Origin of the sequence: Roseovarius sp. CAU 1744 (assembly GCF_039839345.1) — a bacterium.
GTDB lineage: Bacteria > Pseudomonadota > Alphaproteobacteria > Rhodobacterales > Rhodobacteraceae > Roseovarius.
In genome coordinates this window covers 272568-294794 of the sequence record NZ_JBDOQV010000002.1, presented here as the reverse complement: position 1 = coordinate 294794, position 22227 = coordinate 272568, and the positions used below count along the sequence as shown (strand labels likewise).

The window sequence follows — 22227 nt, the reverse complement described above, 5'->3', positions numbered from 1 at the left end:
GCCCTGCCCCATGCCCGACGTCAGTGTAACCGAAACCGTGTGGATCCCGATGCCCGACGGCAAGCAACTTGCCGCGCGGCTCTGGCTGCCCGAAGGCGCGACGGGAACGCCGGTGCCTGCCCTGCTGGAATATATCCCCTATCGCCGCCGTGACCGCACCCGACTGCGCGACGAGGGGATGCACCCGCGATTTGCCGCCAACGGCTATGCCTGCCTGCGGGTCGACATGCGCGGTTCCGGCGACAGCGACGGCGTGATGGTGGACGAATATACCCAGCAGGAGATGCAGGACGGCGCCGATGTGGTGCAATGGATTGCCGCGCAGCCCTGGTGTGACGGCAAGGTCGGCATGTTCGGCAAGTCCTGGGGCGCCTTTACCGCCTTTCAGGTGGCGGCCCTGCGCCCCCCCGCGCTGAAAGCCATCGTGCCGGTGATGGGCACCGATGACCGCTGGCTGGAAGATATCCATTTCTGCGGCGGCTGCCTTGCGGGCGACAATTTCTGGTGGGGCTCGATCATGCAGCTCTACAACGCCTTTCCGCCGGACCCCGCCATTGTCGGCGACAATCGCTGGCGCGAGATGTGGAAAGAACGGCTGGAGGCGATGACCTTCTGGCCGGCGCAGTGGCTGGAACATCAGACCCGTGACGGGATGTGGCGGCGCGGGTCGATCTCGGAAAACTACGATGATGTCCAGATCCCCGTTTTCTATTTCGGTGGCTGGGCCGATCTGTACCGTGACACGCCGTTTCGCATCGCCGAACGGCTGAAAGGCCCGGTCAGGGTGCTGATGGGTCCCTGGGCGCATCTCTACCCGCATGAGGGCGTGCCAAGGCCAAGGGTGAATTTCATCGACGAGGCGGTGCGTTTCTGGGATCGCTGGCTCAAGGATATCGACACCGGCCTCGACGATGAACCGCCGCTGCGGTTCTGGATGCAGGAGAGCGTGGCACCGGCGGGCTTCCACGAATTCAGGCCCGGCCGCTGGGTCGAGGAACCCGGATGGCCGTCGCCGAACGTGTCGCCCCTGGCGCTGTGGCTCAACAACGGCACGCTGCAGGACACCGCCCGCCCGGATGGCGCGGAAATGTCGATCTGCTCGCCCCAGACATTCGGACTGGCGGGCGGCGACATGTGCTCTTTCGCGCTCAAGGGCGACATGCCCGGCGATTGCCGGATGGACGCGGGCGGCGCGCTGCTGTTTCGCAGCGAACCGCTTGATCAGGCGCTGGAAATCCTCGGCCAGCCCGGCCTGACGCTAGAGCTGGCCGCGGATCAACCCCACGCCTTTGTCGCAGCACTTCTGGTGGACGAGGCGCCGGATGGCGCGCAGACGCTGATTTCGCGCGGCTTCTGCAACCTCATGCACCGGGATGGTGACACGAATCCCCGGCCCGTCGTGCCCGGAGAGGTCATGCGCGTCGGCCTACAGATGCACGCCATCGGGTATCGCGTGCCGGAAGGGCACCGGGTGATGGTCCAGATCGCCTCGGCCTATTGGCCGGTGCTGTGGCCCGCACCGTCCCCTGTCACGCTGACACTGGCCGCCGGCCGATCCGTCCTGACAGTGCCGCAGCGCCGCGACACGCCCCAGGCGCCCACCCCCCGCACGCTGCCGGAACCGCCGACCGATCAATTACCGCGGCCCAGTGCGCGGCTCCGCGAGGGTTCTTTCAAACGCAGCCTGTCGGTCGATCTGACCACCGGTCTGCACACAGCGCGCATGTATTCCGATGGCGGCGTGTTTGGGCCGGTGGGCCAGATGCAGCTTGAGACCGGCACGGCGCTGTCCGATGTCTCGGACCGGGTCTACAGCATCCATCCCGATGATCCGCTGAGCGCACGGGCGACGATGGAGCAGGAAAGCAGGTTCGAGCGCGGTGACTGGTCAGCACGCATCAAGACCACCTCCGAACAGACCGCGACGGAAACCGAGTTTCACCTGACGGCCAGGGTGCAGTGCTGGGATGGTGACGACCTGTTCCACGAAATCGAATGGCACCACGCGATCCCGCGGAACGGCATGTGACACAAGGAGAAAACCGATGAGCGCATATCCCGCCTTTGGCCCCGGCGCCGAGACCCATGAACTGACCACAAAGGATGGGGTGACCATGCGGGTGGTGATCGAGGGCACCGGCCCCGATATCGTCTTCATCCCCGGCGGCGACACCCCGGCGGAAGGCTATGCCCAGATCTTCGCGCGGCTGACGGGCAGTTTTCGCTGCATCGCCTACGACCCGCGCGGCGCCGGTGAAACCTCCGCGCCGCCGCCGCCCTGGTCGATGTCGGACTATGCGCGCGACTGCGCCGCGGTGATCGACGCGTTCTGCGGCGGTAAGGCGGTTGTCTGCGGCTTGTCACTTGGCGGGCTGGTGACACAGGCCACCGCGATCGAATTTCCCGGCAAGGTCCGGATGGCGATCCCGATGGGGACGGCTGCCTATATCGACGGTTTCACCCGTGACTGGATGCAGGCCGAAATCGACATCCGCAAGGCGGGTGTGATCCTGCCCGACTATTTTCTGGCGCCGCATTATGCGGTCTACGCATTTCCCGCCGCCGCGCTGGCGGATCCCGGTCTTTGGGGTGAAATCAAGCAAGCCTATACCGCGCGTTTCAGCGGCCGCGACCCTCGTGACACGATCGACCAGTGGGAAGCCTGCCTGGCCTTTGATTGCCGCGCGGCGCTCAGAACCTGCCCGGTGCCGTTCCGGGTGATCGGTTTTTCCGAGGATATCCAGACGCCGCCGCCGATGTGCCGGGCGGTGGCCGATCTTTCGCCGGACGGCGAATACCATGAAATCGCCGGGCTCGGGCATGTATCATTATCCCGTCACAAGCCCGATGTCGTTGCCGGCAAGCTCAAGGAAATTCTGGGCGAAATGTTGGTCAGAGGCTGACACGGGGCCGCCACGACCCGGGAAAGCCATCGCGGGCCGGGCCCTTCAGGCCCATGCCAAATCACGACTTGCCCGCTGTCAGGCCGGTCTGTTTGCTGGCCCATTGCATCCCGAAGGCAGCGCCCACGAAAAGCATGATCGGCCAGATGATGACCTTCAGCGTCTCGACCGGTTCCGCCTCGGCCGCTTTCCAGGCGACGAAACACAGAAAAACCGCCAGGCACACGGCGATTTCACGTTTGAAGGTTTTCTTTTCCATGATTCCCCCGGCCCGCTCGCGCCATATCCCGGCGGCGTCCCCATGCCGCGCTGCGACTATCCGGATCATCTCTTGCCGGCGCGTTACCGCAGCGCCCGATACACCACGATCCGGCGCGCGGCAGACACCGCCCTTACCTGCCGATGACAATATCCGCACGCAGCCCGCCCAGGTTCTCGCTTTCGCCCAACCGCAGCATACCGCCATGCGCGCGCGCGATGTCCGCGGTGATCGCCAGGCCCAGCCCCACGCCGCCACCCTTGTCCTGATTGCGCGCCGGATCGAGCCGGGCAAACGGCTTGAGCGCCTCTTCGCGCTGTTCCTCGGGGATGCCGGGGCCGTCGTCCTCGACCCGGATGCGCAGCGTTCTGTCGGTCAGCATGATCGAGATCTCGGCCACCGTTCCGTGGCGCACGGCATTGTTGATGAGGTTTTCGACCGCCCGGCGGATGCTGTCCTCGCGCAGGACCACCTCGCCCGAACCGGTCGCCTGGACAAGATTTGCGTTGATCTGGGCGCGCTGGCAATCGGCAACGATCTTCTCGATCAGCGCGATCGGGTCGACCGGACTTGCCTCGCCCTCCTGCGCGCCGCGGGCAAAGGCCAGGAATTCATCCAGCAGCCGTTCCATATCCGCCACGTCGCGCTTCAACAGATCGACCTCTTCCTCCTCCAGCATCGACAACCCCAGCTTCAACCGGGTCAGCGGCGTGCGCAGGTCATGACTGACCCCCGACAACATCAGCGTACGCTGCTCGATCTGCCGCTCGATCCGGGCGCGCATGTCCAGGAATGCGCTGCCGGCAGCGCGCACCTCTATCGCGCCGGCTGGCCGGTAGACCACGTTGCGCCCCCGGCCGAACGCCTCGGCCGCGCGGGCCAGCCGGGTAATCGGCCGCAATTGGTTGCGTAGGTAGAGATAGGCGATGATCGTCATCAGCACGCCGAAGACGGCCATATAGACCAACAGCTGATGCGGGTTCGACGCCGACACCCGCCGCCGGTCGAAACTAAGCTCCAGCGGCCCCTCGGGCGTGGTAAAGAAAAGCCGGACAACCTTGTCATCCGGCAATGAGATGGATTGAACGCGGGGCAACAGCTTGGTGAATTCCCGGATCACGACGGCACCGGTGAAATCATACCAGCGGCGGTAATCATCCTGCGGCATCTCGGCCTGCGAGATCGGACCCACGGCAATTTGCAGCACCGCGGCCATCGCCACGCCTTCGCTGTCGCCCGAGACCGCCCCGTGATCCAGCACCAGCTTGACCTCGCGGCTGACCGCCTGGGTCATCTGCCGGGTCACACCCTCGAAATGGCGCTGAATGAAAACGATCGTGATCACCAGCAACAGCGAAATCACCGGCATGAGCAGGATCAGGAATGCCCGGCCATAAAGGCTGCGAGGCATATAGGGTTTGAGCCATCGGAAGTTCATGCGCTAAACCTAGCCGGGCGGCGGCACGAGAGGAAGGGCAATGGACCACCAAGCTGAATTCAATCCACCTGTCGGCAAGGCAGAGGTGACTGGCAACGACATCCGGCGTATCGTGGCGCCCAACCCGTCGCCGATGACCTTTCGTGGCACCAATACCTATCTGGTGGGCGACAGGCAGGTTGCGGTGATCGATCCCGGCCCTGACCATCCCGGTCATCTGGCGGCGATTCTGGCGGCCCTGCGGCCGGATCAGCAGGTCACCCATATCCTCGTGACCCACGCCCATCTGGATCATTCACCGCTGGCCGCCCCCCTCGCCCGCGAAACCGGCGCGAAAATCTACGCCTACGGCGCCGCCGATGCCGGCCGCAGCGCGATCATGCAGCAACTGGCCGATACCGGTCTGGTGGGCGGCGGCGAAGGGGTGGATGCGGGTTTCACGCCCGATGTGGGCCTGGATGACGGTGCGGTGCTTGACGGCGACGGCTGGCGATTGATGGCCCATTGGACGCCCGGCCATTTCGGTAATCACCTGTGTTTTTCGTTGGGCGATGTGGTCTTTACCGGCGATCTGGTGATGGGCTGGGCCAGCTCGCTGGTATCGCCGCCCGATGGCGACCTGACCGATTTCATGGCCTCCTGCGACCGCCTGCACGCGCTGGAGGCGGGGGTGTTCCACGCGGGCCACGGCGCACCGATCACCGATCCGCGCGGCAGGCTGGACTGGCTGATAGGCCACCGGAAATCACGCGAAGCAGCGATCCTGGGCCAGCTTGACCGCGGGCCGGCGAACGCGGAAACGCTGGCCCGCATGATCTATACCGACACGCCCACCGCCCTTCTCCCCGCGGCCACCCGCAACGTCTTGGCACATCTTGTTGATCTGTATGGAAAAAACCTCGCAAAGCCAGAAACGGAACTGACCGCAGGCGCGGCATTTTCGCTGACCTGAATCCGGAAGACATTTACGCAAAAAAAGTGTGACAATCCCTCTGGACGGAACCAATCGGTGTTGCTATACGGGCCTCCGTGTTCCGGCGTAGCTCAGCGGTAGAGCAGTTGACTGTTAATCAATTGGTCGTAGGTTCGATCCCTACCGCCGGAGCCAATTTCATAGACATTTGACACAGACCCGCGCTGTCGATCGGGTTGGCGTGATTGCTTTGTCCCGAGAATCGGGCGACTAATGGGCTGCGGGCCGCGTTTTTGCCCGCGATCCGGGAGAGGCAATTGCGCTATTTCCAGTCGGTCCTGATCTGCGCCCTGCTGTTCGCCGGGGCGGCCAGCGGGCAGCCCGCGGGAACGTTCCGACATGCGCATGAGGTCGGTTTCGGCAATCTCTCGAGCCTTGATCCGATTTCGACCGGGCGCGTGTTGCAGATCACCGAAAAGATCATGAACCGCCTGGTGCGGCCCGGGCTGGACGGCAAGCCGCAACCCGATCTGGCAACCGGCTGGGAGGTCAGCCAAGACGCCACGCAATGGACCTTCAGACTGCGCGATGGCGTCCGCTTTCACGACGGCAGCGATTTCGACGCCAATGACGTTGTCTACTCTATCGAACGTATCCTCGACCCCGAGATGGACAGCCCCGTGCGATCGGTCATCAACATGGTCAAGAAGGTCGAGGCGCTGGACCCGTTGACCGTGCGATTCACCCTGAAACACGGCTTTGCCGATCTGCCCCTGCAGCTGATGGAGGCCCGGCTGCGGATGATTCCCGACGGCTCCGGCGATACGATCGGGCGCAGCGGCATCGGCACCGGCCCCTTCAAGGTCGACAAATTCGACGCCGACGGCATCAGTATCCTCAGCGCCAACGAGGATTACTGGGAAGGTCCGCCAAAGCTGGCGCGGATCGAGGTGATCGGCATCCCCGATGGCCAGGCGCGGCTGACGGCGTTCCTGGCCGGGCAGCTTGACATGGAACGCGGCATCAACCCGTCCCTGCGCCGGGTCCTGCAGAATTCGGACCGCTACAACGTTCAGGACATTCCAACCGGGAACTGGATCGGCATGGTTTTCCGGACCGATGTGCCGCCCTATGACGATGTCCGGGTGCGCAAGGCGATAAGACTGGCCGTTGACCGCGAGGATCTGTTGAAACTGGTGCTTGGCGGTGGCGGCATCGTCAGCTGCGATACGCCGGTCGGTCCGAATGATCAGTATTACGCCGATTTCGACTGTCCGCAGGATATCGAACAGGCCCGCGCATTGCTGGCCGAGGCCGGGTATCCCGACGGGTTGGAGATCGAGGTTTACATCTCCACGCTGGAGCCGACCTGGCCCTCGATGGCCGTGGCCCTGCAGGAACAGCTGGCGCCCGCGGGCATTCGCGTCAAGATCATCAAGGCCGCCACCGATGGGTACTGGTCGCAGATCTGGATGCAGAAGGATGCGGTCGGCACCCGCTGGGGTGAACGCCCCGCGGCCCAGGCCCTGAACGAAATTTTCCGCTCGACCGCCAAGTGGAACGAGAGCTATTTCAACGACCCCACCTTTGATGCCATGCTGGACATCGCCAGCCAGGAACTTGATTTCGATAAACGCCGCGCGCTCTATATCGGCGCACAGAAATACCTCTTTGACCATTCCGGGACGCTGATCCCCTATCACATCACCCAACTGGTCGGGCTGTCGACGCGGGTGCAGGACCTGGACGCGGTGAAGAACGACGCCGTACGCTGGCATCTGGTGTCGGTGACGGAATAGCCGGGAACGGGCCGCAACCGGCCGCACCCCGCGCGATTCGGCTTGCGGTCGGCCCCGGGCGCTGCTTCAAAGGGCCATGCGCCACGCGATCACCACGATAGGTCTGATCTGCCTGTCCGCGGTCGCGGGGGTGGCCGCAAACTGGCTGGGTCTGCCCCTGCCCTACCTGCTGGGGCCGCTTTGCCTGACGGCGCTGATCGCCACCATTCTGCCGGCGCAACTGCCCGATGGCTACAGCTTTCCCAACTGGCTCAGGATGATCTTCATTGCGGTCATCGGGCTGATGATCGGGGCACAGGTCACGCCGGACCTTTTTGCCAATGGTCAGCGTCTGCTGGCCAGCCTGCTGGCGCTGATCGGATTCGTGATCCTTGCCATTGCCTTTAATTTCCAGGTGTTTCACCGGTTCGGCGGATATGACAGGGCAACGGCGCTGTATTCCAGCACGCCAGGCGGGTTGTACGAATCCATCGCGATGGGCGAAGAAGCCGGCGCCGACATGCCGCGCCTGATCCTCCAGCAATTCCTGCGCATCATCGTCGTGGTCACAATGCTGCCGATCGGGCTGTCGCTCTGGCTTGGCGCGCCGGTGGGCAGCGCCGCCGGCATGACCCTTGCGCGTCCGTCGGTGCCGCTGGAGGTGCTTCCCCTCATCCTGATTTCGGGCTGTCTGGGCATCGTCGCTGGCAAATACCTCCGCCTGCCCGCCGCGCAGCTGACCGGGCCGATGCTGGTGGCCGCCCTGTTGTCGCTGACAGGTCTCGTGCCGCTCGATATCCCGCAATGGCTGGTCAACGACGCGCAGATTGTGATCGGCACCGCGCTGGGCATGCGGTTTACCGGGCTCAGCCGGGCGCTGATCTTGCGCGGGCTGGGCCTGTCGCTGATCTCGGTCGGCGGGATGCTGGTGCTGGCGGCGGCGCTTGCCGCAGTGCTGGCCCCGCTGGCCGGCGAAGGCTTTGACGTGATGCTGATCAGCTTTGCCCCCGGCGGCGTGACCGAAATGGCGCTGGTGGCGCTCAGCCTGCAGGCCAGCCCGGCCTTCGTGACATTGCATCATATCATGCGCATCCTACTGACCGTCATCGGCCTGTTCGTCCTGCGGCAGCGTATCGCCCGGCGGCTTTGACAGGCGGGCGATTCTGCATTATCTGAACATCTGTTCATTTACCTGACGGAGAGAACCCATGCGCATCACCGATACCGCTGCCATCGTCACCGGAGGCGCCTCGGGCCTGGGCGAGGCCACCGCCCGCCATCTGCGCGACATAGGGGCTCAGGTAACGCTGCTGGACCGCGACGCAGAGCGCGGCAAAGCCGTTGCGCAGGAAATCGGCGCCACCTTTGCCGAAACCGATGTGACATCCGAAAGCTCCGTCCAGGACGCGCTTGCCGCCGGCAGGTCGGCGATGGGCCGGATCACCGCCGCGATCAACTGCGCCGGAATCGCCACCGGCGCCAAGACGCTGGGCAAGGACGGCCCGCACCCGCTGGCCGATTTCCAGCGCACCATCGACATCAACCTGGTCGGCAGTTTCAACATCGCCCGCCTCGCCGCCGCCGAGATTGCCCGGAACGACCCCCTGCCCGACGGCACCCGCGGGGTCATCATCAACACCGCCTCGATCGCCGCATTCGACGGACAAAAGGGACAGACCGCCTATGCGGCCTCCAAGGGCGGGATCGTCGGACTGAGCCTGCCGATGGCACGCGACCTAGCGCGCGAAGGCATCCGCGTGATGGCCATCGCACCCGGCACGTTCCTGACGCCGATGCTTCAGGGCCTGCCGGCCGATGTGACCGAGGCGCTGGCGCAGGACGTGACCTTTCCCAAGCGCCTGGGGGACCCCGCAGAATTCGCCGCGCTGGCGCGGTTCATCATCGAATGCGACTATCTGAACGGTGAAACGATTCGCCTGGATGGCGCGTTACGGATGCAGTAATCAGCCCTGCGCCTCGGCCTTTTCCGCCAGTTCCAGCCATTCTTCCTCGGCCTCCAGCAACTTCCGCTGACGTTCGGCCAGCGCCTCCGACGCTTTCTTGAACTTGACCGGCTCGCGGGTGAACAGCTCGGGGTCGGCCATCAGCTCCTCCAGCTTGGCGATCTCCGCCTGCCAGCGCTCCATCAGCCCCGGCAGTTCTTCCAGCCGGTGTTTCTCGGTGAAGGACAGACGGCGGGGCGTTCCTGCGTTTTGCGTTAATTCCGGCTCTTTATACTTTGGTTTTGCAGATTTTTCTCCCGTATCTGCCCCACCGTTCGACTGCCTCTGCGCCTGATAGTCGCTCCAGCCGCCGGCATAGACAGTGGTACGTCCGCCCCCCTCGAAGGCAATCGTGGTGGTCGCCACGCGATCCAGGAAATCGCGGTCGTGGCTGACCAGAAGCACGGTGCCGTCATAATCGTCCAGCAATTCCTGCAACAGGTCCAGCGTCTCGATGTCCAGATCATTGGTCGGTTCGTCCAGCACCAGCAGGTTGCTTTCCCGCGCCATCAGCTTGGCCAGCAACAGCCGTGCCTTTTCCCCACCCGACAACGAACGTACCGGCGCACGTGCCTGACGTTCGTCAAACAGGAAATCTTTGAGATAACCTACAACGTGGCGCGGCTGACCCCGTACCAGGACCTGGTCGGCCCGGCCTGAAACGCGCATATCCCGGTCGCCGGTCATGCTTTCCCAAAGGCTCATATCCGGGTCCAGTTGCGCGCGGGTCTGGTCGAACACCGCCGGCAGCAGGTTGGTGCCGTGCGTCACCTCGCCGGTATCGGGCGCGATCTGCTTCAGCAACAGCTTGATCAGCGTCGTCTTGCCCACGCCGTTCGGCCCGACAAAGGCCACCCGGTCGCCGCGCTGCACCTTCAGATCGAATTTCCCAAGGATCACGCGGCCCTCGTAGGATTTCCCGATTCCGCGCGCCTCGATCACCTTCTTGCCGGATTTGCGTCCCGCCTCGAGCGCCATCGCCGCGGTGCCCTGACGCCGGATCTGGCCGGCCCGTTCCGCGCGCAGCGCCTGCAATGCCCGCACCCTGCCCTGGTTGCGCTTGCGGCGGGCGCTGATGCCCTCGACCGCCCAACGCGCCTCGGACTTGATCTTGCGGTCCAGCTTGTGACGCTGCTGGTCCTCTTCCTCCCAGACCTTGTCTCGCCACGCCTCGAACGCGTCGAAACCTTTCTCCTGCCGCCGCGACATTCCCCTGTCGATCCAAAGGGTTGCACGCGATAGTTCGCGCAGGAAAGTACGGTCGTGACTGATCAGGATATAGCCTGCGCGGGTCTGCTTCAGCTCGGCCTCAAGCCAGCGGATCGCGTCGATGTCCAGATGGTTCGTGGGCTCGTCCAGCAGCATCAGATCCGGCGCCTCGGCCATCAGTTTTGCCAGCGCCGCGCGCCGCCTTTCTCCGCCGGACGCGGTGGCGACCGGGCGCGCGGGATCGAATTTCAGCCCCTCCCCGGCGCGCTCGACCCGGTACATCTCGGCCACGTCCAGTCCGCTTGCCGCATAGTCGCCCAGGGTGGCAAAACCCGTCATCTCGGGCTCTTGCTCCATGTAGCCGACGCTGATCCCCGGCGGAATGCTGCGCGCGCCGCGATCCGGTTCCACCAGCCCCGCCATCACTTTCATCAGGGTGGATTTGCCCGACCCGTTCCGGCCCACCAGCGCCACGCGATCCCCCGGCTGCACGACAAGCGACAGGTCGTCAAATACCGGCTCGCCGCCGAAGGTAAGCGAAATGCCGGTCAGTTGAAGCAGGGGTGATTGGGCCATGCGCGCGGGCTACCGCGCCACCTGCGGCGCGTCAAGAAGCTATAGCGCGACGGCCCGCAACAGCCGCTTGCGGGTGGCGGGGATGGCCTTGATCTCGAGCCCGGTAAAGACATGCAGGGTGTTGAGCTGCCGGTCGACCACCGCATGATCGCTGACCCATCCGCCCATCAGCAGGTAGGTCCGCAGCAGCGGCGGCATCCGCGACATGGCCAGCCGGGCGTCGGGCTTGCGCCGCCTCAGCTTCTGCGCGAACCGAAAGACCGACGGCGCCTTGACCCGCGGCAACCATCGGCGCGGCGCCAGGTGGCGTTCCTTGAGCATGGCGAAGGCGTCCAGGTAGCTATCGGCATCCGTGCCGGAAAACGACGAACAGCCAAACAGCATTTCAACATCGTTCTCATCGACATACCGGGTCATGGCGCCCCAGGCGAGGCGCAGGATATCCGGATCCTTGATATCTGGCAGGATGCAAAACCGGCCCATCTCGACCATCTTGCCATCATAGCGCTGCAGCGCCGACAATTCGTAGAATTGCGCGGAATAGCTGCGGTTGATCTCGGTGCCGCGGGTCAGCGGCAACATCCGAAAACAACAGACCAGCCTGCCACCCGCCACCTCTTCGATCAGGATATGGGTGCAGATTTCGTCGAACGGATCCTCGTCAAGCCCCTCGAACCCGAAGAAAGCCAGGTGCCGCAATGCCTGTGCCGCGTGCAGATCGTCCCCGGATTGCGCCGTGCGCACGCGATATCGACCAATGACCAGCTGTGTCATACCGGAACCCTGACATTCACCCTACGTATCCTTCACGTAGATACGCGTCATCTAGGGTTCAAGTTATGTCAAAGCTGTGACGCCGGTCAGTTAAACAGCTCGGATGGGTCGATATTGCCGATATTGCCCAGAAGCTGCCGCAGGAAACCGTTGCTGACGACCGACGAATCCGTGACCCGGCGTGTCAGCGGCACGATGTTGCCATCCGCCAGGCTGAACCGTTCGATATTCCGGATCGTGTCGCTGTCGTCAAAGCTGATGGCCAGCACCTGACGTTCGACCACTTCGGGCCGGAACATGCCGAAGGTCCGGAACCGGCTGCGGATATAGTAGTAATCCCCGTCGCTCAGCACGCCCGAGGCCGTTGGCGCCCCGATCGCATCATCCACGGTGGCGCGGCTGTCGACGCCGACCACCAGTTCGGCCAGGTCTTCCTCGCTGGGAACATAACCGTGGTTGCTATACGTGGCGGTACAGCCGGCCATTGCCAGAAAACACAATACGGCGAGCGCTTTGCCCGAACGGAAAATGACCCCAATCATACGTGCCCTCTTGATCTTGGCAGGCTGTGCCTTTTATCCCGCTTACAACAAGGTGATAGTGCGGTTCAAGAAAGGATACGAGATTCGCCGATGCCAGAGGAAAAGCCACAGAAGTCCAGCCTGCGCGTTGCCGACCTGCCGCAGAACCGTGAAACGCGGTTCAGGTTGACGCCGGATGACGCGCAGCGACAGCGGATTGCCGAGGATCTGGGGATTTTGTCGCTTCGCAAGCTGATCTTCGACGGCCATGTCCGGGCGCAGGGCAGGAACGACTGGCAGCTTGTCGCCCGGCTGGGGGCAACCGCCGAGCAGTCCTGCGTGGTCACGCTTGAGCCGGTGGTGACGCGGATCGATCAAGAGGTCATGCGCAATTTCATTGCCGAGATGCCCGCCGATCCGGAAGAAGAGGCCGAAATGCCCGAGGATGACAGCCGCGAACAGCTGGGGCCGGAAATCGACCTGATCCGCGTGATGACCGAGGCGCTTGCCCTGGCCCTGCCCGACTATCCGCGCCGCGACGACGCGGCCCTTGAAAACGCGGCCTTTTCCGCCCCAGGCGTGACGCCGATGACGGATGCCGAGGCCAAGCCCTTTGCCGGGCTTGCGCAGTTGAGAGACAAACTGGGAAAAGGTGAGTGAACAAGGTGAAAAAACGCTTGCCCCGGCAGCAATTCACTGTATTTTCGCGCTCTCGCCGGAATTTAGGGTTGAACCGTCGGCTCATCACGGATTAAGAGCCGCGGACACTCGTGAAACCGGGCCATTGGGCCCACAGGAATTGAGGTTGTGACATGGCTGTCCAACAGAACAAAGTATCGAAATCGCGCCGCAACAACCGTCGCGCGCATGATTCACTGGTTGCGGCAAACCCGAACGAATGCCCCAACTGCGGTGAACTGAAGCGCCCGCACCACGTTTGCGCCGCATGTGGCCACTATGCTGACCGCGAAGTCGTCGCGCTGGCTGACGAGGTCGACCTGGACGACGACGCGGCATAGACGCCTGAAGGACACGCGCCCGAATGACCGTGCTCAAGGATCAGTCCCAGGCCGGTGCAGGGCGCACCATCATCTCTGTTGACGCCATGGGTGGCGATCGCGGACCGGCGGCAGTAGTCGCCGGTATTTCGCTTTCGGCCAAGAAGAACCCGGAAATCGGGTTCATTCTGCACGGCCCCAGGGCAGAGCTGACCAAGCTGGTGAGCAAGCGCAAGCATCTGGCCGGCCGGTGCGAGATTCGCGATGCCCGTGATGTCGTGTCGATGCAGGACAAGCCGGCGCAGGTGATGCGGACAGGCAAGAACACCTCGATGTGGTCCGCGCTCGATTCGGTGCGCAACGGCGAAGCGACGGTCTGTGTCTCCTGCGGCAATACCGGCGCGCTGATGGCCTTGTCGATCCTGCGCCTGCGCAAGCTGAGCGGCATCTACCGCCCTGCCATCGCGGTGATGTGGCCCTCGCGCAATCCGCAGGGGTTCAACATCATGCTCGACGGTGGCGCCGATATTCGCGCGGATGCCAAGGACCTGATGCAATATGCGCTGATGGGGACCTCCTATGCGCGTAACGGGTTCGGGCTGGAGCGGCCCCGAATCGGACTGCTGAACGTGGGCACCGAAGAACACAAGGGACGCGCCGAGCTGAAAGAGGCGCATGACCTGATCGCCGCGAACGCGCGGCGGGCCGATTTCGAATTCGTGGGATTCGTCGAGGGGCGCGAATTGCCCGACGATGCCTGCGACGTGATCGTGACCGACGGGTTCACCGGCAATGTCGCCCTGAAGACCGGCGAGGGCATCGCCAGCCTGATCTCGGACCTGCTGAAAGAGGCATTCAAGTATTCGCCGCTGTCGCGCCTGGCCTCGGTGCTGGCCTATACCTCGCTGCAGCGGCTGAAGAAACGCATCGACCCGCGGCGCGCCAATGGCGGCGTATTCCTGGGGCTGAACGGCACGGTCGTCAAATCCCACGGCGCCGCCGATGCAACCGGCATATCCTCGGCGGTCAAACTGGCGTTCGAACTGGCGCAGTCGGGGTTTTCCGAAAAACTGGCGGCGCGGGTTGCATCTGCGGCCCTGCTTGACCAAGATGAACCATCCGAGGCAACTTCCGACGGTGAAAATCAATGACATTGCGAGCCGTCGTGCAAGGGGTCGGGCATTACCTACCAGACCGTATCGTCCAGAATTCCGCGTTCGAGAAAACGTTGGATACCTCCGACGAATGGATCAGGACCCGTTCGGGAATCGAACGGCGCCATTTCGCCGCCGAAGGGCAGACCACATCGGACCTGGCGGTCAGGGCCGCGCAGAATGCGCTGGATGATGCCGGCCTTGCCGCCGATGATATCGACGCGCTGATCGTCGCCACATCGACGCCGGACCTGACCTTTCCGTCGGTCGCCACGATGGTGCAGCAGAAATTGGGCATGACCCGCGGCTTTGGCTTTGACGTGCAGGCGGTCTGCGCAGGGTTCGTCTTTGCCCTGACCAACGCCAACGCCCTGATCGTCTCGGGTCAGGCGAAACGCGTGCTGGTGATCGGCGCCGAAACCTTCAGCCGGATCATGGACTGGACCGACCGCGCCACCTGCGTTCTGTTCGGCGACGGCGCCGGTGCGCTGATCCTCGAGGCGCAGGACGGCAACGGCAACAGTGAAGATCGCGGCATCCTGTCGGCCGACATCAATTCCGACGGGCGCTACCGCGACATGCTGTATGTCGATGGCGGCGTGTCGACGACGGGCACCTCGGGCAAGTTGAGGATGCAGGGCAATCCACTGTTCCGGCAAGCCGTCGAAAAACTGACCTCGACCGCCGATGCCGCGCTGGAAAAGGCCGGGCTGAGCAGCGACGATGTTGACTGGATTGTGCCCCATCAGGCCAATATCCGCATCATCCAGGGCACCGCGAAAAAGATGGGCGTGCCGATGGATAACGTCATCGTGACGGTACAGGACCATGGCAATACATCGGCGGCATCGATTCCCCTTGCCATGTCGGTGGGCGTGGACCAGGGCCGCATCAAACGGGGCGATTTGCTGGTGTCCGAAGCAATCGGTGGTGGTCTGGCCTGGGGTGCAGTAGTCCTTCGCTGGTGATCTGACCCCAGATATGGGAAATCGCTCGCTTAAAGAGCAATGTGCAAGTCGTTGAAGTTGACTCGGAAATTCGCTTCGCCCTAAAGTCCACCAAAGACAGAGGGGATGTGATGAGCGAAAAAACGTTAACCAGAATGGATCTGAGCGAAGCGGTCTTCCGCGAAGTCGGACTGTCCCGCAACGACTCGGCGCAGTTGATAGAAAGCGTGCTTGAATACATGTCGGACGCCTTAGTGCGTGGTGAACAGGTCAAGATTTCGTCCTTTGGCACCTTCTCGGTGCGCAACAAGTCCGCGCGCGTCGGCCGCAATCCGAAGACCGGTGAAGAGGTGCCGATCAATCCGCGCCGGGTTCTGACCTTCCGCCCTTCGCATTTGATGAAAGATCGTGTCGCCGCCGGTAACAAGCGTTAGGAAACGGGCGCTTATGGCCAAATCAGCCGACGCTTTCCGCACAATCAGTGAAGTCGCCGACTGGCTGGAAACGCCGGCCCATGTTCTGCGTTTCTGGGAAAGCAAGTTCGCCCAGGTCAAACCGGTCAAGCGCGCCGGCGGGCGGCGCTATTACCGCCCCTCGGACATGCTGCTTCTGGGGGGGATCAAGAAGCTGCTGCACACCGACGGGATGACCATCAAGGGCGTGCAGAAACTGCTGCGTGAACATGGCGTCAAGCATGTGGCGGCACATTCGCCGCCGCTGGATGACATCACCGCCACCGGGGACAAGACCATTACCGTGGATACGGCCGCGCCCAAGGCAGCCGCGCCCGACGCGCGCCCTGCCACGACCCCTGCCGCCGACACACCACCGCAAGAGGCGACAACGCCGCAAGCGAAGGCCCCGGAACCAACGGGCGTCACGCCCGAACCGGCGCCACCGGCAGATGAGGTGTCCGAGCCAGCGCCCCCCGACGCCGAGCCTGAACCGGCACCCCCCGCGGAACCCGCCCCCCGGCCCGAAACCGAACCCAAGCAAGAGCCGGAGGCCACAGAGGAACCGGTGGCCGAGGCAGACAGCGACGCGGATGCGCCCGTCATGCCGAGTTTCTCGCACAGACGCGCCGCGTCCGAAGAAACGGCGAAACCGGAATCCCCTGCCCCGGCAAGTACCGAACCCGACGCCGCGCCCGCTGTCCCCAAGCCCGAGACCGTCGATGTTCCCGACGATCCCGCCGACGACGTGACCGCCGAGCCCGGTATCCTGGCGCAGATGAGCGCCCTGAAGGCACCGATATCCGATGACCTCGCCGATCGTCTGGGCGAAGTTCTGAACCGTCTGCGCCGAGGCGATGGCGGGAATGGCCCGGGACAGAACGGCTAGGGCAAGATTTTGGGATTTAACGCTTGTCCCCGGTGTGAAAACCAGTATGAAAGCCAAATCGTCGGGCTATGGCGCAGCCTGGTAGCGCGTCCGTCTGGGGGACGGAAGGTCGCAGGTTCGAGTCCTGCTAGCCCGACCATCATCACCACACTCCCCGCCCCCGAACCCCGATCGGGGCTCGCCCCCGGGGCGCGGAACCGCCAGGGGGCATGGACATGACCGGTGTTCTTTCCAGCCAGCAGCTGAAGGGTCTGATCGCGGATGGCCGCATCTCGGCGCAGCCCGCCATCATCCCCGAACAGATTCAACCGGCCAGCATTGATCTGCGCCTCGGCGGCGTCGCCTACCGCGTCCGCGCCTCGTTCCTGGCCGGTCACGGGCGCCCGGTCGCCGACCGGCTGCGCGATTTTGAGATGCACAGGATCGACCTCAGCGACGGTGCGGTGCTGGAAAAGGGCTGTGTCTATGTCGTGCCGCTGATGGAATCACTGGACCTGCCCGCGGATATCACCGCCGTGGCCAATGCCAAATCCTCGACCGGGCGGCTGGATTTGCTGACCCGAACCATCACCGACAGCGGCGAAGAGTTCGACCGCATCGCCGCGGGCTATTCCGGCCCCCTCTACGCGGAGATCTGCCCGCGCTCGTTTTCGGTCCTGGTGCGTCCGGGCATGCGGCTCAACCAGATTCGCTTCCGCGAGGGCCAGGCGATTCTGGACGATACCGCGCTGCGGGCGCTGCACGCCGAAACACCGCTTGTCGATGACGCGGCGGTGATCGACGAGGGGCTGGGGTTTTCGGTTGATCTGAAACCGACCGACACGACCCTGGTCGGCTACCGCGCCAAGCCGCATACCGGGGTGATCGACCTGGACCTGATCGGGCATTACGATCCGGCCGAGTTCTGGGAGGAGGTTCACGCCGCCGGCGATCACATCATCCTGGACCCCGGCGCGTTCTATATCCTTGTTAGCCGTGAAGCGGTGCACATCCCCCCCGCCTATGCCGCCGAAATGGCCCCCTACCTGGCGATGGTCGGTGAGTTCCGCGTGCATTACGCGGGCTTCTTCGATCCCGGCTTCGGCCATAGCCGGGCGGGCGGCGCCGGCTCTCGCGGCGTGCTCGAAGTGCGTTGCCACGAGGCACCGTTCGTTCTGGAACACGGGCAGATCGTCGGCCGGCTGGTTTACGAGAAAATGGACCAGATACCTGACCAGCTCTACGGCGCCGGCATCGCGTCGAACTACCAGGGCCAGGGGCTGAAACTGTCCAAGCATTTCCGCGCCACCGCCTGAGCTTTACCCCTTTCAAGACAAGCGTTTTCTTGCCTGAAACCCGGAAATCCTATACCAAAGGATAGACATTAACTCCTCTTTAATTATTACTACCGAAAATTTGATTCACCATAGGTTGTATTAGATCAGGAACTGGGTTTTGTATTTACTACGTAAATTACCATCGCGTCCCCTCGTGATTTTGGCTGTATTGACGTCCTTCGTGGCCTACGTGTCCGTTCAGGATTACCTTAAATCCAATGGACCGGGCGCAAACGCCTCGTCGACGAAACAACACTTGATCCCGCGGGATTGATACTGGTCCGACGCCCCTCGTCAGGTTGAAGACAGCCAGGCGCGCCGTCGCGCGGTGCGATGTCTGCCGGTAAAATCAACAGGTTACGGATTGGCTGCGGGCCTGCACCGCGCGAAAACTCATTTCATCCGCTTGGTGGTCTGCGATGCCTCCGCTGCGCTGTCCTTGGCGGATCTGTTCCGGTTCAGCCGCGATCCCACCGCATCCATCCCGGCATTGATGCCCGAGCGGATCACTTTGCGCATCACGGTGCGAACGATCATGTTGATGATTTGATTGGCGTTCATTGCGCCCTCCTCGTGTACCTCGCCCCGAGACTAGCACCAAATCGTGAAATAATCAGGGCAGAGCCGCATTTTCCGTGCCGATTGCCGCAGGGGTAACCGGCTCAGTCCTCGAACAGCTCGTTCTGGCCTTCGCTGGTTTCCTCCTGGGCGTCCTCGTCGCCATCGCCCAGCTGTGGCATCGTTCCCGGTGGCGGCCGGTTTTCCAACAGCCCCGCCGAGCGCAACTCCTTCAGCCCCGGCAGATCCCGGGCGCTTTCCAGCCCGAAATGATCCAGGAAGGTCTGGGTCACCACAAAGGTCACGGGCCGCCCCGGCGTCATCTTGCGCCGGCCAAAACGGATCCATTCCATTTCCAGCAGTTGATCGACGGTACCGCGGCTGACCGACACGCCCCGGATTTCCTCGATCTCGGCGCGTGTGACCGGCTGATGATAGGCAATGATCGCCAAGGTCTCGGTCGCGGCGCGGCTCAGCTTGCGGGTCTCAATGGTCTCGCGCTGCATCAGGAAACCCAGATCGGCGGCGGTGCGCATCGCCCAGGCATCCCCGACCTTGACCAGGTTCACGCCACGCCCCTCATAGCGTTTGCGCAGATGCACCAGCGCCTCAGCCGCATCGCTGCCATGGGGCATCCGCGATTCCAGCTCGCGCACGGTGATCGGCTCGGCGGTGGCAAAAAGGATCGCTTCGCACATGCGCTCCTGCTCGGCCATCGGCGGGGCCTCGAACAGGCTTTCACCTTCGTCTTCAAGCTTTTCCGTCATCTTCTTAATCCTTGCGCCGCAACTGAATCGGCGCGAAAACCTCTGATTGCCTGATCTCGACCTTGCCTTCCTTGACCAGTTCCAGCGAGGCGGCGAAAGTCGACGCCGTAGCCGACCGGCGCCGCGCCGGATCGGTGGTGAACCCATCGGGCAGATAGCTTGAGATATCCGTCCAGGTACCGGCAAAACCGATCAGCCCGCGCATCCGCTCCAGCGCCTGTTCCAGCGTGAACACCGCGTTGCGATCCATCACGAAGGGGCGGAACTCGTCCTTGGTGCGGATGCGGGCATAGCCCTGCATCAGATCCAGCAGCGTGGCGGTGTAGGTGACCCGCTTGATCCGCGTCACGTCCTCGGGGATGCCGCGGGCAAAGAAATCGCGCCCCAGCCGGTCCCGCGCCATCAGCTTGGCGGCGGCCTCGCGCATCGCCTGCAGCCGTTCCAGCTGAAACGCCAGATGCGCGGCCAGCTCCTCGCCCGACGGCCCTTCCTCGGCGGGGTCGGGCGGCAACAGCAGGCGCGATTTCAGAAATGCCAGCCAGGCGGCCATCACCAGGTAATCGGCGGCAAGCTCGATCCGCAGCGCCTTGGCACGCTCGACAAAGCCCAGATACTGTTTGGCCAGTTCCAGCACCGAGATCTTGCGCAGATCTACCTTCTGCGTCCGGCTGAGCATCAGCAACAGGTCAAGCGGCCCCTCGAACCCATCCACATCGACGATCAGCGCCTCGGCCGCCATGCGGTCCGCGACATTATCGAAGCTGCTGACATTCTCGAAATCGTTCTCAGGCATTTCCCGACCCACCGATAAGCGTCCCCAGCTTTGCCTCAAGGGCGGGAATGTCAACCTCGTCCGGTGTTTTCCGCTGCGCCAGGGCCGCCTCGGCCCGCCGCTGCGCCAGCGCGTCCATCTGCCCGGCGGCCTCGGCCACCTCGCGGCGGGCGTCCAACGAGCCGTTGCAGTGCAGGATCACGTCGCAGCCTGCCGCCAACGCATCCTGCGCGATCTGCGCCAGCGATCCCCTGAGCGCCTTCATCGAGATGTCATCGGTCATCACCAACCCGTCAAAGCCGATCTGGTCGCGGATCATCTGCATCATCACCGGCGAGGTGGTCGCCGGGCGATCATCGACGGCATCATAGACCAGATGTGCCGTCATCCCCATCGGCAGATCATTCAGCGCCCGGAACGGGGCAAAATCCACCTGCTCCAACGCATCCACAGGGGCGCTGACCACCGGCAGATCATGGTGGCTGTCGACGACCGCGCGACCGTGGCCGGGGATATGCTTGAGAACCGGCAGCACACCGCCCCGCAAGAGCGCATCGGCCACCGCCCGCCCGATCCGGGCCACGCTGGCGGGATCGAACCCGTAACAGCGATTCTTCAGAAATTCATGGGTCGCGGGCCCCGCCACATCCACCAGCGGCGCGCAGTTGCTGTCGATGCCAAGGGCACGCAGCTCGGCCGCGATCAACCGGTACCGCAGGTACATCGCCTCGGCAGCGGCTTCGCCTGCGACGGTCACATGTTCCAGCGGCGGCAGCCAATCGCGCCATGTCGGGCCACGCAGCCGCTGCACCCGCCCGCCCTCCTGATCTATCGTGACCGAGGCATCGCGCCCGACCGCCTCGCGCATTTCGTCGCAAAGCGCGCGAACCTGATCGGGCGTGTCAATATTGCGGGCAAAAAGGATAAAGCCGAACGGGTTGGCCTGCCGAAAGAACCGCTTTTCCTCTGCCGTCAGCCGCAGCCCCTCGGCATCCAGAATCGTGGCCCCAAATCGGCTCACCGTGTAACCACCGGGATGCACTCGGCATTTTCCGCAACCAGCGCCGAACAGAAACGGCGCGCATCGTTCAGATCGGCAAAGCCCATCGCGCGCAAACGATAGAAGGTCCGCCCGCCGCTCTGGGCCTTCTGAACCACGCGTTGCTTGTCTTCGAGATATTCGCCGAACTGTCCATCCAGACGCTCCCATTCGCTGCGCGCGATCTCGGCGCTTTCGAATGCGCCCAGCTGGGCCAGGCGTGTGCCCTTGGGGATGCTGGCGGGATCGACTTCTGCCGATGCGGGCTGCGGCGGGGCCGCGACCGGTGCCTCAACCTGCAGCGACGCGGGCCGGACATGCGGGCGAAGCGAACTGCCCAGGCCGCCTTCGACCCTTGATGTCGTTTCGGCAGCGGCGGGTTCAAATCCTTCGATCGGCTCCACATCCTCGATGATCCGCGCGACCAGCGCATCGACCGAGGCCAGTTGAACCGCTTCCGCGTCCTCTGTGGGTTGCGGCAACGGCTCTCCGGCTTCGGCGGCGGGGGTCAGGTTATCCGTGCCCTCGTCATCGGCTTCGGCAATCAGCCTGGCGGCAGGTTCGTCTTCCAGCGACAACTCCAGCGGCTCGGGCGCCAGCACCAGACGGTCCGCCGGATCCGACGCCGCGCCGATCGCTGCCACGTCGTTTACCGCCAGCCCCTGGTTCAGCGCCTGCTCGCCGCCCGGATCGTCGGGCTGGATGCGCATCGGACCTTCGGCGGCGCGCACCACCGGTACCCCGCTGACATCGCGGACCAGCAGCTTGTAGCCCCAGACGCCGATCCCGGCGACAAGCCCGACCGAAATCGCGGCCCCCAGAAAATTGGTGAGTTTCTTGAGTGATTGTGCCCGCGTGGGTGCAGCGATCTGCTGCGAACCGGTTACCTGTGCCATGTCTCGCCTCGTTTCCACCGGCGCGAAATGGTGGCCGGGGTTGATGTGATCTGCCTCATCCCCGG

Annotated in this window: 23 protein-coding genes and 2 tRNA genes; 15 read left to right on the top strand and 10 right to left on the bottom strand. The window is 63.7% G+C overall.

What is annotated here, in order from left to right:
* Positions 1–10 precede the first annotated feature (10 nt).
* Together AAFO92_RS05355 and AAFO92_RS05350 are read left to right on the top strand one after the other, a co-directional pair.
* Positions 11–2029, top strand: coding sequence for a CocE/NonD family hydrolase (locus tag AAFO92_RS05355; RefSeq protein WP_347533620.1), 2019 nt, complete (start codon positions 11–13; stop codon positions 2027–2029).
* Positions 2030–2045: 16 nt separating this feature from the next.
* The gene (locus AAFO92_RS05350) at positions 2046–2903 is read left to right on the top strand and encodes an alpha/beta hydrolase (protein ID WP_347533619.1); all 858 of its coding nucleotides are present in this window, start codon (positions 2046–2048) and stop codon (positions 2901–2903) included.
* A gap of 61 nt (positions 2904–2964) precedes the next feature.
* On the opposite strand, the gene AAFO92_RS05345 is transcribed toward AAFO92_RS05350, so the two are convergent.
* A complete protein-coding gene (locus tag AAFO92_RS05345) occupies positions 2965–3162 on the bottom strand; it encodes a hypothetical protein (RefSeq protein ID WP_347533618.1) in 198 nt (65 codons plus the stop codon).
* Positions 3163–3295: 133 nt separating this feature from the next.
* Positions 3296–4600, bottom strand: a complete 1305-nt coding sequence (locus AAFO92_RS05340) for an ATP-binding protein (protein ID WP_347533617.1) — start codon at positions 4598–4600, stop codon at positions 3296–3298.
* Positions 4601–4640: 40 nt separating this feature from the next.
* Here AAFO92_RS05340 and AAFO92_RS05335 point away from each other — a divergent pair, with 40 nt between their 5' ends.
* The 5 genes from AAFO92_RS05335 (at position 4641) to AAFO92_RS05315 (ending at position 9255) form a co-directional block, all read left to right on the top strand.
* A complete protein-coding gene (locus tag AAFO92_RS05335) occupies positions 4641–5552 on the top strand; it encodes an MBL fold metallo-hydrolase (protein ID WP_347533616.1) in 912 nt (303 codons plus the stop codon).
* An 81-nt stretch (positions 5553–5633) separates the two neighbouring features.
* Positions 5634–5708 (top strand) — tRNA-Asn (locus AAFO92_RS05330).
* A 122-nt stretch (positions 5709–5830) separates the two neighbouring features.
* Positions 5831–7312, top strand: coding sequence for an ABC transporter substrate-binding protein (locus tag AAFO92_RS05325; RefSeq protein WP_347533615.1), 1482 nt, complete (start codon positions 5831–5833; stop codon positions 7310–7312).
* 76 nt (positions 7313–7388) lie between these two features.
* Positions 7389–8441, top strand: a complete 1053-nt coding sequence (locus AAFO92_RS05320; protein ID WP_347533614.1) for an AbrB family transcriptional regulator — start codon at positions 7389–7391, stop codon at positions 8439–8441.
* A gap of 58 nt (positions 8442–8499) precedes the next feature.
* Positions 8500–9255 (top strand): SDR family NAD(P)-dependent oxidoreductase, encoded by a 756-nt coding sequence (locus AAFO92_RS05315; RefSeq protein ID WP_347533613.1) that lies wholly within the window; start codon positions 8500–8502, stop codon positions 9253–9255.
* Here the strand turns inward: AAFO92_RS05315 and AAFO92_RS05310 are convergent, their stop codons facing one another.
* From AAFO92_RS05310 to bamE, 3 genes are all read right to left on the bottom strand, one after another.
* The gene (locus AAFO92_RS05310; RefSeq protein WP_347533612.1) at positions 9256–11079 is read right to left on the bottom strand and encodes an ATP-binding cassette domain-containing protein; all 1824 of its coding nucleotides are present in this window, start codon (positions 11077–11079) and stop codon (positions 9256–9258) included. It abuts the gene before it with no gap.
* A gap of 39 nt (positions 11080–11118) precedes the next feature.
* Positions 11119–11853, bottom strand: a complete 735-nt coding sequence (locus AAFO92_RS05305; protein WP_347533611.1) for a GNAT family N-acyltransferase — start codon at positions 11851–11853, stop codon at positions 11119–11121.
* Between the two features lie 86 nt (positions 11854–11939).
* Positions 11940–12395 (bottom strand): outer membrane protein assembly factor BamE, encoded by a 456-nt coding sequence (gene bamE / locus AAFO92_RS05300; RefSeq protein WP_347533610.1) that lies wholly within the window; start codon positions 12393–12395, stop codon positions 11940–11942.
* A gap of 90 nt (positions 12396–12485) precedes the next feature.
* Between bamE and AAFO92_RS05295 the strand changes: the two genes are divergently transcribed.
* The 8 genes from AAFO92_RS05295 (at position 12486) to AAFO92_RS05260 (ending at position 18109) form a co-directional block, all read left to right on the top strand.
* The gene (locus AAFO92_RS05295; RefSeq protein ID WP_347533609.1) at positions 12486–13034 is read left to right on the top strand and encodes a DUF177 domain-containing protein; all 549 of its coding nucleotides are present in this window, start codon (positions 12486–12488) and stop codon (positions 13032–13034) included.
* 152 nt (positions 13035–13186) lie between these two features.
* Positions 13187–13393: a 50S ribosomal protein L32 gene (gene rpmF, locus AAFO92_RS05290; RefSeq protein WP_299844200.1), complete on the top strand. Its 207-nt coding sequence runs from the start codon at positions 13187–13189 to the stop codon at positions 13391–13393.
* 23 nt (positions 13394–13416) lie between these two features.
* Positions 13417–14523, top strand: coding sequence for a phosphate acyltransferase PlsX (gene plsX / locus AAFO92_RS05285; RefSeq protein WP_347533608.1), 1107 nt, complete (start codon positions 13417–13419; stop codon positions 14521–14523).
* Complete coding sequence (locus AAFO92_RS05280; protein ID WP_347533607.1) at positions 14520–15494, top strand: beta-ketoacyl-ACP synthase III; 975 nt, start codon at positions 14520–14522, stop codon at positions 15492–15494. The genes plsX and AAFO92_RS05280 overlap by 4 nt, the downstream gene beginning before the upstream one ends.
* 110 nt (positions 15495–15604) lie before the next feature.
* Positions 15605–15907: an integration host factor subunit alpha gene (gene ihfA / locus AAFO92_RS05275; protein ID WP_347533606.1), complete on the top strand. Its 303-nt coding sequence runs from the start codon at positions 15605–15607 to the stop codon at positions 15905–15907.
* A 13-nt stretch (positions 15908–15920) separates the two neighbouring features.
* Positions 15921–16814, top strand: a complete 894-nt coding sequence (locus AAFO92_RS05270; RefSeq protein ID WP_347533605.1) for a MerR family transcriptional regulator — start codon at positions 15921–15923, stop codon at positions 16812–16814.
* A gap of 62 nt (positions 16815–16876) precedes the next feature.
* Positions 16877–16953, top strand: a tRNA-Pro gene (locus tag AAFO92_RS05265).
* 76 nt (positions 16954–17029) lie between these two features.
* Positions 17030–18109, top strand: a complete 1080-nt coding sequence (locus tag AAFO92_RS05260; RefSeq protein WP_347533604.1) for a 2'-deoxycytidine 5'-triphosphate deaminase — start codon at positions 17030–17032, stop codon at positions 18107–18109.
* A 414-nt stretch (positions 18110–18523) separates the two neighbouring features.
* On the opposite strand, the gene AAFO92_RS05255 is transcribed toward AAFO92_RS05260, so the two are convergent.
* From AAFO92_RS05255 to AAFO92_RS05235, 5 genes are all read right to left on the bottom strand, one after another.
* Positions 18524–18691 carry a hypothetical protein gene (locus AAFO92_RS05255; protein ID WP_347533603.1) on the bottom strand — a complete coding sequence of 56 codons (168 nt, stop codon included), beginning with the start codon at positions 18689–18691 and terminating at the stop codon, positions 18524–18526.
* Between the two features lie 101 nt (positions 18692–18792).
* Positions 18793–19455, bottom strand: a complete 663-nt coding sequence (gene scpB, locus AAFO92_RS05250; protein ID WP_347533602.1) for an SMC-Scp complex subunit ScpB — start codon at positions 19453–19455, stop codon at positions 18793–18795.
* Positions 19456–19459: 4 nt separating this feature from the next.
* On the bottom strand, positions 19460–20248 hold the full coding sequence (locus AAFO92_RS05245) for a ScpA family protein (RefSeq protein WP_347533601.1): 789 nt from the start codon (positions 20246–20248) through the stop codon (positions 19460–19462).
* Complete coding sequence (gene nagZ / locus AAFO92_RS05240) at positions 20241–21248, bottom strand: beta-N-acetylhexosaminidase (protein WP_347533600.1); 1008 nt, start codon at positions 21246–21248, stop codon at positions 20241–20243. Before nagZ ends, AAFO92_RS05245 begins: the two co-directional genes overlap by 8 nt.
* A complete protein-coding gene (locus AAFO92_RS05235) occupies positions 21245–22162 on the bottom strand; it encodes an SPOR domain-containing protein (RefSeq protein WP_347533599.1) in 918 nt (305 codons plus the stop codon). The genes nagZ and AAFO92_RS05235 overlap by 4 nt, the downstream gene beginning before the upstream one ends.
* Positions 22163–22227 lie beyond the last annotated feature (65 nt).

Bases quoted from the DNA above. Each gene is read 5' to 3' on its own strand.
- AAFO92_RS05280 (WP_347533607.1), top strand. From the start codon at position 14,520: ATGACATTGCGAGCCGTCGTGCAAGGGGTCGGGCATTACCTACCAGAC.
- AAFO92_RS05255 (WP_347533603.1), bottom strand. From the start codon at position 18,691: ATGAACGCCAATCAAATCATCAACATGATCGTTCGCACCGTGATGCGC.
- bamE (WP_347533610.1), bottom strand. From the start codon at position 12,395: ATGATTGGGGTCATTTTCCGTTCGGGCAAAGCGCTCGCCGTATTGTGT.
- AAFO92_RS05235 (WP_347533599.1), bottom strand. From the start codon at position 22,162: ATGGCACAGGTAACCGGTTCGCAGCAGATCGCTGCACCCACGCGGGCA.
- AAFO92_RS05305 (WP_347533611.1), bottom strand. From the start codon at position 11,853: ATGACACAGCTGGTCATTGGTCGATATCGCGTGCGCACGGCGCAATCC.
- scpB (WP_347533602.1), bottom strand. From the start codon at position 19,455: ATGACGGAAAAGCTTGAAGACGAAGGTGAAAGCCTGTTCGAGGCCCCG.
- AAFO92_RS05340 (WP_347533617.1), bottom strand. From the start codon at position 4,600: ATGAACTTCCGATGGCTCAAACCCTATATGCCTCGCAGCCTTTATGGC.
- AAFO92_RS05350 (WP_347533619.1), top strand. From the start codon at position 2,046: ATGAGCGCATATCCCGCCTTTGGCCCCGGCGCCGAGACCCATGAACTG.
- AAFO92_RS05335 (WP_347533616.1), top strand. From the start codon at position 4,641: ATGGACCACCAAGCTGAATTCAATCCACCTGTCGGCAAGGCAGAGGTG.
- AAFO92_RS05245 (WP_347533601.1), bottom strand. From the start codon at position 20,248: ATGCCTGAGAACGATTTCGAGAATGTCAGCAGCTTCGATAATGTCGCG.
- AAFO92_RS05345 (WP_347533618.1), bottom strand. From the start codon at position 3,162: ATGGAAAAGAAAACCTTCAAACGTGAAATCGCCGTGTGCCTGGCGGTT.
- AAFO92_RS05270 (WP_347533605.1), top strand. From the start codon at position 15,921: ATGGCCAAATCAGCCGACGCTTTCCGCACAATCAGTGAAGTCGCCGAC.
- AAFO92_RS05355 (WP_347533620.1), top strand. From the start codon at position 11: ATGCCCGACGTCAGTGTAACCGAAACCGTGTGGATCCCGATGCCCGAC.
- AAFO92_RS05310 (WP_347533612.1), bottom strand. From the start codon at position 11,079: ATGGCCCAATCACCCCTGCTTCAACTGACCGGCATTTCGCTTACCTTC.
- ihfA (WP_347533606.1), top strand. From the start codon at position 15,605: ATGAGCGAAAAAACGTTAACCAGAATGGATCTGAGCGAAGCGGTCTTC.
- AAFO92_RS05320 (WP_347533614.1), top strand. From the start codon at position 7,389: ATGCGCCACGCGATCACCACGATAGGTCTGATCTGCCTGTCCGCGGTC.
- rpmF (WP_299844200.1), top strand. From the start codon at position 13,187: ATGGCTGTCCAACAGAACAAAGTATCGAAATCGCGCCGCAACAACCGT.
- AAFO92_RS05295 (WP_347533609.1), top strand. From the start codon at position 12,486: ATGCCAGAGGAAAAGCCACAGAAGTCCAGCCTGCGCGTTGCCGACCTG.
- AAFO92_RS05315 (WP_347533613.1), top strand. From the start codon at position 8,500: ATGCGCATCACCGATACCGCTGCCATCGTCACCGGAGGCGCCTCGGGC.
- AAFO92_RS05260 (WP_347533604.1), top strand. From the start codon at position 17,030: ATGACCGGTGTTCTTTCCAGCCAGCAGCTGAAGGGTCTGATCGCGGAT.
- plsX (WP_347533608.1), top strand. From the start codon at position 13,417: ATGACCGTGCTCAAGGATCAGTCCCAGGCCGGTGCAGGGCGCACCATC.